This is a genomic window from Amycolatopsis lexingtonensis (genome assembly GCF_014873755.1).
Classification (GTDB): domain Bacteria; phylum Actinomycetota; class Actinomycetes; order Mycobacteriales; family Pseudonocardiaceae; genus Amycolatopsis; species Amycolatopsis lexingtonensis.
The window spans coordinates 8,898,848-8,917,415 of sequence record NZ_JADBEG010000001.1 but is presented as its reverse complement, the minus strand read 5'-3'; the positions used below and the strand labels follow the sequence as shown (position 1 = coordinate 8,917,415).

Here is an 18,568-nt window from a genome sequence, read left to right as displayed (position 1 = left end):
CACCGGATCGAGCTACCCGCATACCCGGGATGCCGGATCAAGACGGGAATCACCGACAGTGATGATCGACTCGCCTGCTACCCAGAGTGGCTGACCGCCGAAATGAGCACCCCGGCGTCAAACACGAAGGGATTACGTGTTTAGAATGGGAAGATTCCGCGATACCGGGAACGTCCGAAAATGGCTCTTTGACAGCTCGCCAGCACGGTGAAAACCTGACTCCGCTCTTACCGGAGCATCTCCAGGGAAATCATTGTTGAGTCACTAAGGAGCCATTCCATGCAGACGTTCGCCCAGCACGCGCACTACTGCCACGACATCATCTCGGGCGCGCTGGCGCACCTCGCGCACCTCATCGGCTGGCTCGTCTGACCCAGGCCCGAACCAGACGGCCCGGCCGCGGGAAACCGCGGCCGGGCCGTTTTCACGCCAGCTCGCCCAGCCTCGCGAAATCGTCGTCGGAAAGCTCGATTTCCGCGGCACCGCAGTTTTCTTCGAGGTGCGCGATCGACGACGTGCCGGGAATGGGGATCACCACCGGGGAACGGCGCAGCAACCAGGCGAGGGACACCTGGGCGGGTGTCGCGCCGAGCCCGGCCGCGACCTTCCCGAGCACCCCGCCGGCCGTCGCGTGGTCACCCCGCGCGATCGGCAGCCACGGCACGAACGCGATCCCCTCGAGCTCGCAGTACTCCATGACGTCGTCGGACGCCCGGTCGGTCAGGTTGTAGCGGTTCTGCACGCTGGCGATCGGCGCGATGGCCCGCGCCTCGGTCAGCTGCGCGACCGTCACCTCCGACAAGCCGATCCGGGCGACCTTGCCCTCGTCCCGCAGCCGGGCGAGCGCGCCGATCTGGTCGGCGAGCGGTACCTGCGGGTCGAGCCGGTGCAGCTGCAGCAGCTCGAGGCGCTCGACGCGCAGGCGCCGCAGCGAGAGTTCGGCCTGCTGCCGCAGGTATTCGGGCCGGCCGAGCGGTACCCACTCACCGCGGCTCGGACGCGCGTGCCCGCACTTCGTCGCCACGAACAGCCCCGGGTACGGGTGCAGCGCGCGGGCGAGCAGCTCTTCGTTCAGGCCCAGGTCGTAGGCGTCGGCGGTGTCGAAGAACGTCACGCCGAGTTCGGCCGCGCGGCGGGCGACCGCTTCGGCGCCGTCGCGTGCGTGCTCCCACTCGGTGAGCCGCATGGCGCCGAAACCGAGGCGCTGCACGGAAAAGCCGTCTTCGAAGGTATACGTCGAGGTCATGGGAGAAGCTTCGCCGCCCTCGGCGTCACCCACCAGAGATTTAGCCTGAGCTAAATTCAGGCACTTGTAACCAGTCGATCACCGAGCACACATCGAACATGAAAAACCTTCATAGCGGCGTACCGGCGGTACGTACTACGCTGCGGTAACCACAGCAACGGCGCGGAGGAGAAACTCTCGATGGGCGACGTGGCGGCACAGCTGGCCGGGATCGTCGGGGACAAGAACCTGCTCACGGGCGAGGCGATCTCCGAGGACTACGCGCACGACGAGGCACTGACGGCGAAGCCGCAGAAGCCCGCGTACGTCGCGAAGCCGGCAACCGCCGAGGAAGTCGCGGAGCTGCTGAAAGCGGCTTCGGAGCACAACATCCCCGTGACCGCGCGCGGCTCCGGGAGCGGCCTGTCCGGTGCCGCGCGGCCTCGCGAAGACGGGCTGCTGATCTCGTTCGAGCGCATGAACGCCGTCCTGGAGATCGACACCGGGAACCACGTCGCCGTCGTGCAGCCCGGCGTCACGCTCGCCGAACTCGACGCCAAGACCGCCGAAGCCGGCCTGAGCTACACCGTCTACCCCGGCGAACTGAGCGCGAGCGTCGGCGGGAACGTCGGGACCAACGCCGGCGGGATGCGCGCGGTCAAGTACGGCGTCACCCGGAACAACGTGCTGGGCCTGCAAGCCGTCCTGCCCACCGGCGAGATCCTCCGGACCGGCGGCAAGACGTCGAAGATCTCCACCGGCTACGACCTCACGCAGCTGATCATCGGCTCCGAAGGCACCCTCGCGCTGGCCACCGAGATCACCGTCAAGCTGCACCCGCGGCTGTCCCACGGTGCCACGGTGCTCGCCCCGTTCGGCAATCTCCCCCAGGTGATGGCTGCCGTACCGGCGATCCTCTCCAGCGGGCTGGCGCCGCACATCCTCGAGTACATCGACAACCTGACGATGGCCGCCATCGTCTACAACGAGAAGCTCGAGCTCGGCGTCCCGGACAAGATCCGCGAGACCAGCGAGGCTTACCTTGTAGTCGCGCTGGAGAACCGGGACGGCGACCGTCTGCACGAGGACGTCGAGACGGTCGGAGAGCTGCTCGGCGAGCTCGGCGCGACCGACGTCTACGTGCTCGAAGGCCCCGCCGCGCGGAAGCTGATCGAAGCGCGAGAGAAGGCCTTCTGGACAGCGAAGGCGGCCGGCGCCGACGACATCATCGACGTCGTCGTGCCCCGGACCGCGATGCCGGAGTTCATCGCCAAGTCGCGCGAGCTCGCGATGGCCGCGGGCGGGGGCGCGCTCGGCTGCGGCCACGCCGGCGACGGCAATGTCCACTTCGGGATCTTCTGCAAGGACGCCGACAAGCGTAAGCAGCTGTTAACCGACATCTTCGCGTACGCCATGGAGCTGGGCGGCGCGATCTCCGGCGAGCACGGCCTCGGCCGCACCAAGGCGAGCTACCACCAGGAACTCGAAGACCCGGCGAAGATCGAGCTGATGCGCCGGATCAAGCAGAGCTTCGACCCCGCCGGGATCCTCAACCCCGGCGTTCTCTTCCCCGAAGGAACAGCATGAGTGAGCTGAACGGCGCCCAGTCCCTGATCCGCACGCTGGTCGACGCCGGCGTCGAGGTGTGCTTCGCGAACCCCGGCACGTCGGAGATGCACTTCGTCGCAGCGCTCGACACCGTCCCGGAGATGCGGGGCGTGCTCGCGCTGTTCGAAGGCGTCGTCACCGGTGCCGCCGACGGCTACGCGCGCATCGCGGACAAGCCCGCCGCGACGCTGCTGCACCTCGGCCCGGGCCTGGGCAACGGCCTGGCGAACCTGCACAACGCGCGGCGCGCGCACACGCCGATCGTCAACGTCGTCGGCGACCACGCGACCTACCACAAGCAGTACGACGCCCCGCTGGAGTCGGACATCGAGGCCGTCGCGGGCTCGCTGGAAGGCTGGGTGCGGCGCTCGGAGCACACCAAGGACGTCGGGGCCGACGCCGCCGCCGCGGTCGCTGCGGCCCAGGACGCGCCTGGCCGCGTCGCGACGCTGATCCTGCCCGCGGACGCTTCGTGGGGTGACGGTGGCGAGACCTGCGCGCCGATCCCGCCGCGCGTGCCGCAGGCCGTCGACGCCACGACCGTCAAGGACGTCGCCGCGGTGTTCGGCACCGGCGAGCCGGTCGCGCTGCTCATCGGCGGTGGCGCGTGTCGCGAGGAGGGGCTGCGCGCGGCGAGCCGCATCGCCGCCGCGACCGGAGCGAAGACTTTCGTCGAGACGTTCCCGTCTCGTCTGGAGCGCGGTGCGGGCCTGCCGAACATCGAGCGTCTGGGCTACCTCGCCGAACAGGTCGCGTACCAGCTCGACGGGATCAAGCACCTCGTCGTCGCGGGCACGAAGGCGCCGGTGTCGTTTTTCGCCTACCCGGGTAAGGCAAGCGACCTTACGCCGGAAAGTGCGCAGGTGCACACGCTCGCGTCCGTCGGCCAGGACGTCACGCGCGCGCTGAACGAAGTCGCGGAACTCGTCGCCGCGGACATCGAACCGGTGCTGCAGGAGCCGTCCCGGCCCGCACTGCCGACCGGGCCGCTGACTCCGCAGAACTGGGTCGACGTCATCGGTGCGCTGCTGCCGGAGAACGCGATCATCGCCGACGAGGCCAACACGTCCGGCCTGATGCTGCCGGCGGCGACCGCGGGTGCGCCGCGCCACGACGTCCTGACGCTCACCGGCGGCGCGATCGGCTACGGCATGCCGGTCGCGACCGGCGCGGCAGTGGCGGGACGGGACCGTCCCGTCCTGAACCTGCAATCGGACGGCAGCGCGTTGTACACGATCTCGGCGCTCTGGACGCAGGCGCGCGAGAACCTGAACGTCACGACGGTGCTGCTCAACAACCGCGCGTACGCGATCCTGCGGCTGGAGCTGCAGCGGGTCGGCGCGGCGTCGGGCGGACCGAAGGCGAACGACCTGCTCGACCTTTCGCGTCCGGACATGGACTTCGTGAAGATCGCGGAGGGCATGGGTGTTCCCGCGACGCGGGCGACCACCGCCGAAGAGCTCGCCGAACAGCTGCAGCGCGCCTTCGCCGAGCCCGGTCCGCACCTCATCGACGCCGCGGTGCCGCCACTGCTGTAATTCTCCCGTCACACCCCGAGCCCGGGAGCGGCGGATGAGCGAAGACGAACACGCGAGGCGGGGCATCGACCTCGAGCGGCCGAACGCGGCTCGCGTGTACGACTACATGATCGGCGGGAAGCTCAACTACGCCGTCGACCGGATGTTCGCCGACCGGATCCTCGAGGTGCTGCCGAACGCGCGGCACATGGCGCTGACCAACCGGGCGTGGCTGCGCCGCGCCGCGCGGTTCGGCGCGGAGCAGGGCATCCGGCAGTTCCTCGACATCGGGTCGGGCATGCCGACCGTCGGGCACGTGCACGAGGTCGTCCAGGCGGTCGACCCGGCGTCGCGGGTGGTGTACGTCGACAACGAGCCGATCGCCGTCGCGCACAGCGAGATCGTCCTGGAGGACAACGACAACGCGGTGATGGTCCAGGCCGACGCCGAGTACGCGGAACAGGTGCTCGAGTACCCGACCACCGAGGCGATGCTCGACTTCGGCGAGCCGGTGATGGTCATCATGGCCGCGTTCGTGCACTTCATCCCCGACTCCCGCGACCCGGCCAGCCTGATCGGCCGCTACGCGGAGGTGCTCGCGCCGGGCAGCTACCTGGCGCTGTCTTCGGGCACGTGGGAAGGGCAGGGCGAGGAGACGCGGCAGTCGGTTTCGCTGTACGAGAAGAGCGGGACGCCGTTGACGCTGCGCTCCTCCGACGAGCTGAGCGCGCTCGTGAAAGGCTTCGAGATCCTGCCGCCGGGCGTGGTGTTCACGCCGGAGTGGCGCCCGGACGAGCCGCTCGAGGACCCGCCGGCGCGCTCGGGCGGGCTGGCGCTGGTGGCGCGGAAGATCGAGGCGGCGCGGCCCGGCTATTCTCACGGCACACCCTGATCACAGGAGCCGCAGTGAGCGAAGACGAGTACGCCAGACGGGGTATCGACCTCGACAAGCCGAACCCCGCGCGGGTGTACGACTACATCCTCGGCGGCCAGCTGAACTACGCCGTCGACCGGATGTTCGCCGAGCAGGTGCTGTCCGTGCAGCCGAACGCGCGGGAGCGGGCGCGGCTCAACCGGCAGTGGCTGCGCCGGGTCATCCGGTTCGGGATGGACCAGGGCATCCGGCAGTTCCTCGACATCGGGTCGGGCATGCCGACCGTCGGGCACGTGCACGAGGTGGCGCACGCGGTCGACCCCACCGCGCGGATCGTCTACGTCGACAACGAACCGGTCGCCGTCGCGCACAGCGAGATCGTCCTCGAGGACAACGAGAACGCCGCGATGGTGCACGCCGACGCCGAGTTCCCCGACGACGTCCTCGAACATGACATCACCGAGATGATGCTGGACCTGGACCAGCCGGTGATGGTCGTGATGGCGCTGTTCGTGCACTTCATCCCGGACGAACGGGACCCGGCCCGGCTGATCGCCGCCTACCGCGACGCGCTCGCGCCCGGCAGCTACCTCGCGCTGTCGTCCGCGACGTACGAGCAGCAGAGCGATGGCACGGCCCGCGCCGTGGCGATGTACCAGAAGAGCGCGAACCCCGTCACCCCGCGCTCGGCCGACGAGTTGCGGGCGCTGGTCGACGGCTTCGAGATTCTCGACCCGGGCGTCGTGTTCATCCCCGAGTGGCGGCCGGACGACCCCGCGGACGTGCCTGCCGACCCGGCCGAGTGCGGCGGGCTGGCGCTGGTGGCGCGCAAGAACTAGGCGGGGACCAGCTCCGGCGCGGTGCGCGTCTTCGGCACCAGCCCGGCGAGCAGCACGCCGGTCAGCGCGGCGAGCGCGGCCACCGCGAACGTGGCCCGGAAGCCGAACAGGGACGGGACCGGGAGCCCGCCGACGGTGATCGTCAGCTGGGCCAGCATCGCCGCCATCACCGCGCTGGAGACCGCCGTGCCGACCGAGCGCATCAGGGAGTTCAGGCCGTTCGCCGACGCCGTTTCGGTGACCGGCACCGAGCCCATGATCAGTGCGGGCATCGCCGCGTACGCGATGCCGACACCGGCGCCGATGATCACCGACGCCGTGATCAGCTCGAGGGCGTTGCCCATCAGCAGGATCGCGAAGACGTACCCGGTGGCGATCACCAGCGCGCCGGTCATCAGCGTCGGCCGCGGGCCGAAGCGGGTGATGAGCCGCGCGGAAACCGGCGACAGCAGCATCATCACGAGGCCGTTCGGCGCCAGGGACAGTCCGGACTCGACCATCGTCTGGCCCAGGCCGTACCCGGTCGACGACGACGCCTGCAGCAGCTGCGGGAACGACAACGCCATGGCGTACATCGAGAACCCGACCATGATCGACGCGAGGTTCGTGAACAGCACCGGGCGGCGCGCGGACACGCGCAGGTCGACCAGCGGGTCGCGCCGGCGCAGCTGGTAGGTGCCCCACGCCAGCAGGATGACGACGGCCGCCGCGGCGAACCCCAGCGTCGGCGTGCTGGTCCAGCCCCACGTGGCGCCCTTGACCACCGGCAGCAGCAGGCAGACCAGGCCCGCGGCGAGCCCGAAGGCGCCGAAGTAGTCGAACGGCGCGGGCGTGCGCAGCGGCGACTCCGGCACGAACTTGACGATCAGCAGCGCGAAGAAGAGCCCGAGACCGGCGGCCATCCAGAACAGCACGTGCCAGTCGGCGTTCTCCGCGACGATGGCCGCGACCGGCAGCCCGATCGCGCCGCCGACCCCGAGCGTCGCGCTCATCAGCGAGATCGCGCCGCCGACGCGTTCGGGCGGGAGCTCGTCGCGCATGATGCTGATGCCGAGCGGGATCACGCCCATCGCGCAGCCCTGCAGCCCGCGCCCGATGATGTGGAACGCGAGCGCGCTCGTCGTCGCGGACACGACCGAGCCGGCGATGAGCAGCGCGAGGCTGACGAGGATCATCCGCCGCTTGCCGTAGAGGTCGCCGAGCCGTCCGCTGACCGGGGTGATGACGGCGGCGGCCAGCAGCGTCACCGTGACCACCCAGGACGCGTCGGCCGGCGAGGCGTTCAGCAGCCGCGGGAAGACCGGGATCAGCGGCACGACCAGCGTCTGCATGAACGACGCGACGAGCCCGCACGAAGCGAGCACGACGACGATCGCGCGGCCGGACCGCTCGGGACGGGACACCAGCACCCCCACGGTGTGTAGTTAGTACGCATCATGCAACTTAATGCACTGTACCTACGGGGTGGCGGGTTTCCGTACGAGTGGCGGTTTCGTCACAGCCAGGTGCGGACGCCGCCGTGTCCGGAGCAGGTCCCGGAGCGGTGCTGGCTGTAGCTGTAGGTCCCGTCTTTGCAGAGCGCCGTCGCGCCGGACGGGTTGTCGCTGGGCCGGTGGACGCAGTTGCCGTCGGAGTTCCGGTAGTAGTCGGCGCCGCACTCGGCGGGCTTCGGCGCGGCCTGCGTGGTGGTTCTCGGCGCGGTCTTGGGCTTGGGCGCGGCCGCTTGCGGGGTGGTCGGCACGGTCGCGACGGGGGCCGCTTCGGAAGTGGTCACCGGCGCTTCGGTCGTGACCGGGACCGAGGTCGCCGGCGTCTGGTACGTCGACGTCGGAGCGTCGAGGACCCCGATCTTCCCCGTGTCCCTCGGCGGCACCGCGCCGGCGCCACAGCCCGCGACCAGCAGGCCGGCCGCCAGTATCAACCCCAGTTTCTTGCTCACGACGACTCCTTAGCAACAGCAATCAATGCCGCCGTAGTCGCTGGCCCGAGAGCGTTTGTTACGCCGCCTAAACTCGGCGCATGTCCTGGTTGCGGCGCTACGCGGCCGAGCTCGCGGTCACCGTCGCCGTGCTCGTCGGCTCGCTCTTCGCCGTCCTCAACGACGGTGCCAAGCCCGCGCACCACGCCGTGATCGGGTGGGTGCTCACCGTTCTCTGCTGTGCCGCGCTGTTCTTCCGCCGGACGTACCCATTGAGTGTCGCCGGGTTAACGCTCGTTAGCTGCGCCCTCTACTACCCGCTGACCGACCCGGACGGGCTAGTCCTCCTCGCCTTCGCGTACGCGCTCTTCAACGCCGCCGCGGCCGGGCGGATCCGCGGAGCCGCGCTGCTCGTCGTCGCCGCGATGGCCGGCGTCGCCGTCGGGGAAATCAGCTCGCGGACCGGGCGGCACGTCGACAACTTTGCGTTCTTCCTCATGACCGGCTGGTTCGTCGCGCTGGTCGCGGGCGGTGCCGTCGCGCACTACCGGTCCGAGGCCGAGCGGACCAAGGAGGCCGAAGCCCGGGCGCGGGCCACCGACGAGCGGCTCCGGATCGCGCGCGAGCTGCACGACGTCCTGGGTCACCACCTCGCGCTGATCAACGTCCAGGCCGGCGCCGCGCTGCACCGGCGGGACCCCGCGCAGGCCGAAGAGGCCCTCGGAGCCATCAAAGACGCCAGCAAGACCGCACTCCAGGAGTTGCGCGCGACGCTCGGCATGCTCCGGACCGCCCGCCCCGCGCTGGACCGGGTCGCGGAGCTGGCCGAGTCGGTCGGGGCGTCCGGGCTGACCGTGCGCACCGAGATCGACGGCGTCGCCCGGGACCTGCCGCCGGACGTCGAGCACGCCGCGTTCCGCGTGGTGCAGGAGGCGCTGACCAACGTCGCCAAACACGCCGGCGCGAAGACCGTCGTCGTGCGGCTCGGGTACCACGCCGACGAGCTGTCCGTGCAGGTCGACGACGACGGCCGCGGCGGGGACGCGCCGGCGGGCAACGGGATCCGCGGAATGGCCGAACGCGCCCGGGCCTTGGGCGGCGAGGTGACCGCCGCGCCGCGCGAAGGCGGCGGTTACCGGGTGCGCGCGCGGCTGCCGGTGCGATGATGGGCCGATGATCCGGGTCCTGCTCGTCGACGACCAGCGGCTGGTGCGGGCCGGCTTCCGGTCCATTTTGGACGGTGAGGACGACATCACCGTCGTGGCCGAAGCCGCGGACGGCCGCGAGGCGCTGCAGGCCGCGCACGACCACCGCCCGGACGTCGTGCTGATGGACATCCGCATGCCGGTGCTCGACGGCCTGGCCGCGACACGGCACCTCCTCGAAGACCCCGCCGTACACAGTAAGGTCGTCATTCTTACGACGTTCGACTTCGACGAAGACGTCTACGGCGCCCTGCGCGCGGGCGCGAGCGGGTTCCTGGTCAAGGACACCGAGCCCGCGGAGCTGATCCACGCGGTGCGCGTGGTCGCCCGCGGCGACGCGCTGCTGGCGCCGTCGATCACCCGGCGGCTGATCTCGGAGTTCGCCTCGCGCGGCACCCGCCCGGCACCGTCCCCGGCGCTGGACCGGCTCACCGACCGCGAACGCGAGGTGCTGTCCCTGGTCGCGGCGGGCCTGTCGAACGACGAAATCGCGCGCGAGCTCACGCTCAGCCCGGCGACGGCGAAGACCCACGTCAGCCGCATCATGACCAAGACCGGCGCGCGCGACCGGGCGCAGCTCGTCGTGCTCGCCTACGAGTCCGGCGCCGTGACGCCGCGCTGGGTGAATCCCTGAGCCGTACTCCCCCGGGAGTACGGGACGAACCTTAAGGGACTCCGCCGGGAGGAGCGCAAGTGTCCTCCCGTGCTCGACGCGGAGCAGGCCCCCGAACGCGAATCCTTGTCCGCCATGGACACCATCACTCGCTCCACCGGGGGAAGCCTGGCGAAGCTGGCGGGCTGGGCGCAGCGCCACCGGTGGCTCGCCGTCGCACTCTGGGCGCTGGTCCTCATCGGCGTCACGCTCACCTCGCGGCTTACCGGAGCCGCGTTCCACGACGACAACTCGCTGCCCGGAACCGAGTCCCAGCAGGTCGTCGACCTGCTGCGGAACACCGCGCAATCGGGCACGAGCGCGCAGATCGTGTTCAAGTCCGACAGCGGGCTCGAGACACAGCGCGCCGCAATCGGACATGTTCTGGACGATGTCCGATTGCAGCCGCACGTGCGGTCGGTGACCGGGCCGTTCGAGACGCTGTCGGCCGACGGCCGGATCGGCTACGCGACCGTCACCTTCGACGCGGCCTCGACCGACCTGCCTTACGACGACATCGTGCGGTTCGCCGACGTCGTCGGGCACAGTCCCGTCGAGGCCGCGCTCGCCGGGGATCCCGTCGAGCGCATCTCCGGAGGCGGCGGGCCCGCGGAAGGCGTCGGGCTGCTCGCCGCACTGGTCATCCTCGTGTTCCTGTTCCGCTCACTGCTCGCGGCCGGGCTGCCGGTCATCACCGCGGTCTTCGCCGTCGGCAGCACGCTCGGCGTCATCACGGTCGTCTCGCACTGCGTCGACATCGCGAGCTACACCTCGCCGCTGATGATGCTGGTCGGGTTCGGAGTGGGCGTCGACTACGCGCTGCTCGTCTTCTCTCGCTACCGCACGGAGATCCTGAACGGCCTCGACCGCGAAGCAGCGGCGAGGCGCGCGCTCGACACCGCCGGCCGCTCGGTGCTGTTCGCCGGGACGACGGTGATCATCGCGCTCCTCGGCCTGCTCGCGCTCGGGCTCGGCGGGCTGCGCGGCGTCGCGCTGGCGGTCGCGCTGACCGTCCTGATGACGATGCTCGCGTCGGTGACGCTGCTCCCGGCGCTGCTTTCGCTGTTCGGGAAGCGGCTCGAACGCGGGATCCGGCGGCACGCGGAGAAGCGCGAGCACGGACGGGCGTGGCGCCGGCTCGCGGACGGCGTCCAGCGACGGCCCGCGGCACCGCTGACGATCGGCCTGCTCCTCCTCATCGGACTGTCGATCCCGGCGCTGGGCATGCGGCTCGGGTTCGCCGACGCGAGCACCGACCCGGCCGGGTCGACTACGCGCAAGGCGTACGACCTGCTGGCGGAGGGCTTCGGCCCGGGCTTCACCGGCCCGCTCGCGGTCGTCGCCGAAGAAGGCGACGCCGTCGCGTTGCAGCACCGGCTGGCGTCGACGCCGGGGATCGCCCGAGCGCTACCCCCGGCGGGCCGGACCGTCCTCGCCTTCCCGGCGACGTCACCGCAGGACGCGGCGACCGCCGAGCTGGTGACGCGGCTGCGGACCGAGGTCCTGCCGTCGCTTCCGGGCCACTACCTGGTCGGCGGGCAGGTCGCGGCCGCGACGGACTTCGCGGACGCCGTCGCCGCTCGGCTGCCGCTGTTCGTGCTGGTCGTCGTCGGGTTGTCCGCGCTGCTGCTGATGGTCCTGTTCCGGTCGGTGCTCATCCCGCTCAAGGCGGCGCTGCTGAACCTGCTGAGCATCGGCGCTTCGCTCGGCGTCATGACACTGGTGTTCGGCGACGGCTGGTTCGGCGCGCAGTCCGGCCCGATCGAGGCCTTCGTGCCGGTGATGATCTTCGCGATCGTGTTCGGGCTGTCCATGGACTACGAGGTGTTCCTGGTGTCGCGGATGCACGAGGAGTGGCGGCGCACCGGCGACGCACGGCTCGCGGTGCGCGAAGGGCTCGCCGCGACCGGCGGGGTGATCACCGCGGCCGGCGCGATCATGGTGCTGGTGTTCGGCGCGTTCCTGCTCGACCCGTCGCGGATGCTGGCGCAGTTCGGTCTCGGCCTCGCGGTCGCGGTGCTGCTGGACGCGCTGGTGATCCGCTGCCTGGTCGTGCCGGCGATCATGCGGTTGCTCGGCGAGCGGGCCTGGTGGCTGCCGAAGTGGCTGGACCGGCGGCTCCCGCACTTCGCGCTCGAGCCTTAGGCCTGCAGCCGCCGCGCGACGGTGTCCGCCAGCTGCCGGGCCGGGGCACACAACCGGTCCGGCGGCTCGTCGCTCTTCTCGACGTCGACGAGCACGAGCTCGTCGGTCAGCACGTGGTTCGGGTCGGTGTACTGGCGGTAGACGATCGAGACGGTGCAGCTGGTGTCGCTGCGCATCGCGGCCCGCACCCGCGCCGCGAAGCCGGGCAGCTCGACCGGAGTGCCGTGGAGGTTCTCGGCTTCGCTCCGGTCGAAGAGCACCTTCACCACCCCGGGCCGGTCGGTGTAGTCCCAGTCGCATCCCCAGTTCGCGAAGTCCGGCGTCCGCTCCAGCGGCCCGGCGCCGACGGCGGACGTCACAGCGGTGGCGTCCATCAGCGCGCAGGCGTCCTTCCCGGCGAGCGATCCGGCGGGCAGCTCGCGCCGGGCGATGTCGCCACGCTGCAGCTTCAGCAGTGCGCTCGCCAGCACCGTCTCGGTCATCCCGCACAGGTCGACCGGCCGCGCGCCGGTCTCGCGAGCCTGGAAGACCACCTGTTCGTCGTCCGGCAGGAGCACCAGCCGGACGCAGTTGTCCGGCCGGGCGGGCGGGCGCTGGATCCCCAGCGTCCCTTCCCGGTGCACCGGCAGGCTCGGGTCCGAGACGCCCTTCGCGAACTCGACGCGGACGTCGACGAACTGCTTGCGGTCCTGCGTCAGGTACACGAGCGCGTCGCAGCGGTCGAAGTTGCCGTAGTCCTCGGACGTCTCGACCATCCCGTAGGCGTTGAGCGCTTCGGCGTAGGTCAGCGCGCACGGGTCCGCGGTGCGGGGGTCGCCCAGGAACGTGTCGTCGCCGGGCCACAGGACGACCACGCCGACGGCGACGAGCGCGGTCACGACGACCGCGCCCAGCCACCGCAGCCAGGTCCGCCGGGCTTGCGGTGGATAGGGGTCGTCGGGCCGGGCGATCCAGGCGGTTTCGTGGGTTTCCTTGACCTTCACCTTCACCCGCCGGTAGGTGTCGGGCTTCGCGTGCGGGCTCTGTTTCACCACCTCTTCGAAAAACCATTCGGACATGACGAGCGCCAGCACGCCGTCCGATTTGGCGAGTGCTTTCTTGAGCACCTTCGCGTCGAGCAGCCGATAGGCCTTGATGATCGCCCGCGACGCCACTCCGTGCTCGTCGTAGGCGATTTCCCCGGCGTGCAGAGCGACCCGCACGCGGATCTGCGCCTGCTTCGGGTGCCGGGCGTTGTGCGCGCGCACGGCCTCGGCGAGCGCGGTGGGAAACCGCTCCACGAAAGCCGATTTGGGCACGGTGGCGGGCACGAGGACGAACAGGCCGTCCCCCGCGTCGTCGAGCCGTGACTCCTGCCAAGGCAGGCCGCAGTCGAGAAAGGCCCTTTCCAATGCCCCGTACAGACCGCTCCGCAACGCGAGCAGGTCGGGTGTCGTTCTCTCCGCGGCGCCGTACTTTTCGACGTCGATCAAGAAGATCGTTCTGTGAACGGGCGAAACCACCCCGCAGACCGTACCCGCGGCGGCGGTAAACCCGATCGGGTGATCAGCGCCCCCAGGTCGTCGGTGTCTCGGCCAAGCGGAATTCGAGCGTGCCGCCGGTGCGTAGGAACGACGCGTCGAGTTTCCACTCCCGCTGCGGCCGTCCGCCGCGCCGGACGTCGGCGACGTACTTCCCGCTCCCGGACGTCGTGATCCGGATCGGCGCCCCGCCCGCCGGCCGCACGACGGCGGAGGCGAACAGCGGGCTCGACAGCAGCAGCTCGCCCGTTCCCGGCGTGCGCGGGTAGATCCCGAGCGCGGCGAAGACGTACCAGGCGGACATCGTGCCGAGGTCGTCGTTGCCGGGCAGGCCGGCCGGGCCGGTCGTGTAGACGGAGTTCACCAGCTGCCGGACGGTCTCCTGCGTCTTCGCCGGCTGCCCGAGCTCGTTGTACAGCCACGGCGCGTGGATGTCGGGCTCGTTCGTCGGGTCGTACTTGAGCGGCCCGCCGCCCTTCAGCTGCCAATTGCCGTTCGCGTCGTGGAAGAACCCGTCGAGCCGGGAGACCGCATTGGTCTTGCCGCCCATCGCGTCCGCGAGACCGGAGACGTCCTGCGGGACCATCCACGTGTAGGCCGCCGCGCTCCCCTGCGCGAACCCGCGGTCGCTCGCCGGGTCGAACGGCGTCACCCAGCTGCCGTCGAGATTGCGAGCCTGCGCGTAGCCGGTCTCCGGGTTGAAGACGTTCCGCCAGTACGCGCCGCGTGCGCGCAGCTCCGCGGCTTCGCTCGTCCGCCCGAGCTGTTCCGCCCAATGTCCGATTGCAGAGTCCGCGATCGCGTCTTCGAGCGTCTCGGCGGCGCCGCCCCAGCAGTGGCAGACGTCGTTCGGCGCGTAGTGCGACGTGACGTACTGCGTAAGGTTCGGCCGCTGCCCGACGCACTGTCCGGGACAGCCGCCGTCCTGCAGACCTTCCGGTCGCGGGACGGTCGCCTGCTTGTACAGGGAGTCGAACGCGCCGCGGTAGTCGAAGTTGCGGACACCCATCGCGTAGAACGTCGCGAGCGTCGCCGCCGACGGGTCGCCGGTCATCACGTGCGTCGCGCCGTTGACGTGCACCCAGCGGTCCCAGACGCCGTCGTTCTGCTTCGCGTAGTTGTAGAGCGACTGCGCGAAGTTCCCGGCGACGCGCGGTTCGAGCAGCGCCAGCAGCTGGATCTGGGCGCGGTACTGGTCCCAGCCGGAGAAGTTGGAGTACTGCGCGTCCTGCCCCGGTTCGACGCGGTGCACCTGCCGGTCCATCCCGAGGTACCGGCCGTCGACGTCGCTGACGAGGTTGGGCTGCTGGAGGCTGTGGTAGAGCGCGGTGGTGAAGACGATCCGCTGGCCCGCGGTGCCGCCGCCGACGCCGATCCGGCTCAGTTCGGCGTTCCAGGCCCGCTTCGTCGCGCCGGCGACGCTGTCCACGGTGGACTTCGGCGGCTGCTCGGCGCGCAGGTTGCGTTCGGCGCCGTCGAGGGAGACGTACGAGATCGCGAGCCGCATGGTGACCTTGCTGCCGGGCGCGAAGGTGACGTAACCGCCCGAGCCGCGTCCCGCGCGGTCCTTGCCCGTCGCGTAGCCTTCGCCGCCGGTCTGGTCCGTGCCGCCGGGCTGGAGGGTCGCATCCTTCCACGTCCCGGTGCCGGTGAAGGGCTGGTCGAACCGCGCGGTGAAGTACAGGCGGTAGTAGGACTTGCGGTTGTTGACCCCGCCGTTCGCGCGGCGCCCGCAGAACGCGCCGGTCAGCACCGACCCGGTGACCTGGCGGTTCGCCGGGTCGAGGTGCGTTTCGGCGTCCTCGCTGCCGTTGAGCGAGTTCGACGTGCGGAACAGCAGGCTGGCGGGCTTGCCCTCCGGGTAGGCCAGTGTGCCGATCGCGGTGCGTTCGGTCGCCGCGACGTCGGTCGTGACGCCGTTGGCCAGGCCGAGACGGTACCGTCCCGGCGACGCGCTCTCGTCGGCGTGGCTGAAGTTGCTCGCGTAGACCGCGTCGGTGGTGTCGGCGGTCGGCGAGGAGGTGACGTCGCCGGCGAACGGCAGGATCGGCACGTCCCCGGCGGCACCGGGGTTGCAGCCGGCGCCGTTAACGTGCGTTAACGCGAAACCGCGGACGCGGGTGGTGTCGTACTGGTACCCGTTGGCGGCGCCGGTCGACGTCTGGTCGCCGCGCGTGCTGGTCGGGCTCCAGGAGAGCATCCCGAACGGCGCGGTCGCGCCCGGGTAGGTGTTGCCGTCCCCAGCGGAGCCGATCAGCGGATCGACGAAGTCGGCGGGACTCAGGTCGGCGGCTGCCGACATCGTTGTCAACGCGGAGGCGAACAAGGCGGCGGCCAGTGCCACCGTGACGGGACGGCGCATGGGCGGAGATTAACCCGCCTTCGGTGGATTCCGGGCGAACGGAAGCGGACAAACCGTCGGACAGTCCGATCTACCACTCGGCCTGGGCGCGGAACTCGGGCACAGCTTCCGCTCGGACACCGCGGGTACCGTCGAGCCCCTCGACGGATTGGGGAACCGGGCATGATCGCACGCACCTGGCGCGGCTGGGCGCCCGCCGCGACGGCTGACGACTACCAACGGCACTATGAGACCGAAGTGGCGGAGCACCTGCGTGACGTGCCCGGTTTCCGAGGCGCCCGGTTGCTGCGCCGCCCGGATCGCCATGAGGTCGAGTTCACCTCGATCACGTTCTTCACCGACCTCGACGCCGTGCGGGGCTTCGCCGGCGACAGCTACGAAGAAGCCGTCCTCGAGGATGCCGCACGGCGAGCGCTGAGCCGCTGGGACGATCACGTCAGCCACGCCGAGGTGGCGGTCACGCTCTGAACGCCGTGAAGGCCACCTCGAGAAACACGAGGTGGCCTTCACGGAGTCACTGCTGCCTATTCGTAGATCTCGCCCTTGGCGGCCTTCTCGACCAGCGAGGCCGGCGGCTCGAAGTGGTCGCCGTACCGGGCCGCGAGTTCACGCGCCCGGTCGACGAAGCCCTGCAGGCCACCCTCGTACTGGTTGATGTACTGGATGACACCGCCGGTCCACGCCGGGAAGCCGATGCCGAAGATCGAGCCGATGTTGGCGTCCGCGACCGACGTCAGCACGCCTTCGTCGAAGCACTTCACCGTCTCGAGCGCCTCGGCGAAGAGCATCCGCTCCTTGAGGTCCTCGAACGGCACCTCGGTCGAGCCGGACTTGAACGCGTCACGCAGGCCCGGCCACAGGCCGACGCGCTTGCCCTCGGCGTCGTACTCGTAGAAGCCCGCGCCGGTCGAGCGGCCCTTGCGGTCGTACTCGTCCAGCATCCGGTCGATGACCGCCTCGGACGCGTGCGCCTTCCAGGTGCCGCCCGCGGCCTCGATCGCCTCGCGCGTTTCCTTGCGGATCTTACGCGGTAAGGTCAGCGTCAGCTCGTCCATCAGCTGCAGCGGCGGCGCCGGGTAGCCCGCCTGCGAACCCGCCTGCTCGATCGACGCCGGCTCGACGCCCTCGCCCAGCGCGGCGACGGCCTCGTTGATGAACGTGCCGATCACACGCGAGGTGAAGAAGCCGCGGCTGTCGTTGACGACGATCGGGGTCTTCTTGATCTGCAGCGTGTAGTCGAAGACCTTCGCCAGCGTCGCCGGCGACGTCTTCTCGCCGCAGATGATCTCGACCAGCGGCATCTTGTCCACCGGCGAGAAGAAGTGGATCCCGATGAAGTCCTCGGTCCGCTGCACGCCCTCGGCGAGGGTGGTGATCGGCAGCGTCGAGGTGTTGGAGCCCAGGACCGCGTCGGCGTTGACGATGCTCTCGATCTCGCCGAACACCTTATGCTTCAGCTCGACGCTCTCGAACACGGCCTCGATGACGAAGTCGACCCCCGCGAAGTCGGCCGGGTCGGCGGTCGGCTTGATCTTCGCCAGCAGCGCGTCCGACTTCTCCTGCGTGGTCTTGCCGCGCGAAAGGGCCTTCTGCTCCAGCTTCTCCGCGTAGCCCTTGCCCTTCTCGGCCGCCTCCTGCGAGACGTCCTTGAGGACGACGTCGATGCCGGCCTTCGCCGAGACGTACGCGATCGCGGCGCCCATCATCCCGGCACCGAGCACGCCGACCTTCTTGGCCGTGTACTTCTCGAAACCGTCCGGGCGCGAGCCGCCCGAGTTGATGGTCTGCAGGTCGAAGAAGAACGCCTTCGTCATGTTCTTCGAGACCTGGCCGGTGGCGAGGTGGATGAAGTAGCGCGTCTCGATCGTGATCGCGGTGTCGAAGTCGACCTGCGCGCCCTCGATCGCGGCGGCCAGGATCGCCCGCGGCGCCGGCATGTTCGCGCCCTTGATCTGCTTGCGCAGGTTCGCCGGGAACGCCGGCAGGTTGGCCGCGAAGCTCGGGTTGGACGGCGTGCCGCCCGGGATCTTGTAGCCCTTGACGTCCCACGGCTGGACGCCGCCCTCGGGGTTCGCCTTGATCCACGCCTTCGCGGCGGGGACGAGCTCCTCGACCGTGCCGACGAGCTCGTGCACGAGGCCGAGCTCGAGCGCCTTGGCCGGGCGGTGCCGCTGGCCCTGCAGGAGCACGTTCAGCAGCGCGCTCTGGATGCCGAGCAGGCGCACGGTGCGCACGACGCCACCGCCGCCGGGCAGCAGGCCCAGCGTCACCTCGGGCAGGCCGATCTGGCTGCCCTTGACGTCGGCGGCGATGCGGTGGTGCGTCGCCAGCGCGATCTCCAGGCCACCGCCGAGCGCGGCTCCGTTGATCGCCGCGACGACCGGCTTTCCGAGCTGCTCGATGCGGCGCATCTGCCCCTTCATCAGGGTGCTGCCCTCGGTCAGCTCGACCGCGTTCTCCGGCTTGGCCTGGATGAGGTCGTTCAGGTCGCCGCCCGCGAAGAACGTCTTCTTGGCGGACGTGATGACGACGCCGGTGATGGAGTCCTTCTCGGCCTCCAGGCGGTCGACGGTGACACCCAGCGACTCGCGGAAGTCGGCGTTCATCGTGTTCGCCGACTGGTTCGGGTCGTCCAGGGTCAGGGTGACGATGCCGTCGCCGTCCTGTTCCCAGCGGATGGTCTTGCTCTCGGCCATTTCTTTC

At 70.2% G+C, this 18,568-nt stretch carries 14 protein-coding genes; 8 read left to right on the top strand and 6 right to left on the bottom strand.

Annotation, left to right across the window (positions count from 1 at the left end; translation table 11 throughout):
* Positions 1 to 424: 424 nt before the first annotated feature.
* The gene (locus H4696_RS41570) at positions 425 to 1,246 is read right to left on the bottom strand and encodes an aldo/keto reductase (protein ID WP_086858080.1); all 822 of its coding nucleotides are present in this window, start codon (positions 1,244 to 1,246) and stop codon (positions 425 to 427) included.
* Positions 1,247 to 1,426: 180 nt separating this feature from the next.
* On the opposite strand from H4696_RS41570, the gene H4696_RS41565 reads away from it, so the two are divergent.
* The 4 genes from H4696_RS41565 to H4696_RS41550 are packed head-to-tail and all read left to right on the top strand — an operon-like array spanning position 1,427 to position 6,063.
* Positions 1,427 to 2,812 (top strand): FAD-binding oxidoreductase, encoded by a 1,386-nt coding sequence (locus H4696_RS41565; protein WP_086858081.1) that lies wholly within the window; start codon positions 1,427 to 1,429, stop codon positions 2,810 to 2,812.
* Positions 2,809 to 4,371 carry an acetolactate synthase large subunit gene (locus H4696_RS41560; RefSeq protein WP_086858082.1) on the top strand — a complete coding sequence of 521 codons (1,563 nt, stop codon included), beginning with the start codon at positions 2,809 to 2,811 and terminating at the stop codon, positions 4,369 to 4,371. The genes H4696_RS41565 and H4696_RS41560 overlap by 4 nt, the downstream gene beginning before the upstream one ends.
* Positions 4,372 to 4,405: 34 nt before the next feature.
* A complete protein-coding gene (locus H4696_RS41555; protein WP_086858083.1) occupies positions 4,406 to 5,242 on the top strand; it encodes an SAM-dependent methyltransferase in 837 nt (278 codons plus the stop codon).
* A gap of 14 nt (positions 5,243 to 5,256) precedes the next feature.
* Positions 5,257 to 6,063, top strand: a complete 807-nt coding sequence (locus H4696_RS41550) for an SAM-dependent methyltransferase (RefSeq protein ID WP_086858084.1) — start codon at positions 5,257 to 5,259, stop codon at positions 6,061 to 6,063.
* Here H4696_RS41550 and H4696_RS41545 read toward each other — a convergent pair.
* A complete protein-coding gene (locus H4696_RS41545; protein ID WP_086858087.1) occupies positions 6,060 to 7,472 on the bottom strand; it encodes an MFS transporter in 1,413 nt (470 codons plus the stop codon). The genes H4696_RS41550 and H4696_RS41545 overlap by 4 nt on opposite strands.
* Before the next feature lie 86 nt (positions 7,473 to 7,558).
* Complete coding sequence (locus tag H4696_RS41540; RefSeq protein ID WP_086858085.1) at positions 7,559 to 8,002, bottom strand: DUF3761 domain-containing protein; 444 nt, start codon at positions 8,000 to 8,002, stop codon at positions 7,559 to 7,561.
* An 80-nt stretch (positions 8,003 to 8,082) separates the two neighbouring features.
* On the opposite strand from H4696_RS41540, the gene H4696_RS41535 reads away from it, so the two are divergent.
* From H4696_RS41535 to H4696_RS41525, 3 genes are all read left to right on the top strand, one after another.
* Positions 8,083 to 9,147 (top strand): sensor histidine kinase, encoded by a 1,065-nt coding sequence (locus H4696_RS41535; protein ID WP_192782812.1) that lies wholly within the window; start codon positions 8,083 to 8,085, stop codon positions 9,145 to 9,147.
* A gap of 7 nt (positions 9,148 to 9,154) precedes the next feature.
* On the top strand, positions 9,155 to 9,820 hold the full coding sequence (locus tag H4696_RS41530) for a response regulator (protein ID WP_086858601.1): 666 nt from the start codon (positions 9,155 to 9,157) through the stop codon (positions 9,818 to 9,820).
* 114 nt (positions 9,821 to 9,934) lie between these two features.
* Positions 9,935 to 11,983, top strand: a complete 2,049-nt coding sequence (locus H4696_RS41525) for an MMPL family transporter (RefSeq protein ID WP_086858622.1) — start codon at positions 9,935 to 9,937, stop codon at positions 11,981 to 11,983.
* Here H4696_RS41525 and H4696_RS41520 read toward each other — a convergent pair.
* Positions 11,980 to 13,455, bottom strand: a complete 1,476-nt coding sequence (locus tag H4696_RS41520; protein ID WP_086858602.1) for a DUF3558 domain-containing protein — start codon at positions 13,453 to 13,455, stop codon at positions 11,980 to 11,982. The two genes, H4696_RS41525 and H4696_RS41520, sit on opposite strands and share 4 nt — an antisense overlap.
* Before the next feature lie 73 nt (positions 13,456 to 13,528).
* On the bottom strand, positions 13,529 to 15,865 hold the full coding sequence (locus H4696_RS41515; protein ID WP_086858603.1) for a GH92 family glycosyl hydrolase: 2,337 nt from the start codon (positions 15,863 to 15,865) through the stop codon (positions 13,529 to 13,531).
* A gap of 162 nt (positions 15,866 to 16,027) precedes the next feature.
* On the opposite strand from H4696_RS41515, the gene H4696_RS41510 reads away from it, so the two are divergent.
* Complete coding sequence (locus H4696_RS41510; protein ID WP_086858604.1) at positions 16,028 to 16,333, top strand: antibiotic biosynthesis monooxygenase family protein; 306 nt, start codon at positions 16,028 to 16,030, stop codon at positions 16,331 to 16,333.
* A gap of 56 nt (positions 16,334 to 16,389) precedes the next feature.
* On the opposite strand, the gene H4696_RS41505 is transcribed toward H4696_RS41510, so the two are convergent.
* Positions 16,390 to 18,561, bottom strand: coding sequence for a 3-hydroxyacyl-CoA dehydrogenase NAD-binding domain-containing protein (locus tag H4696_RS41505; protein WP_086858605.1), 2,172 nt, complete (start codon positions 18,559 to 18,561; stop codon positions 16,390 to 16,392).
* Positions 18,562 to 18,568 lie beyond the last annotated feature (7 nt).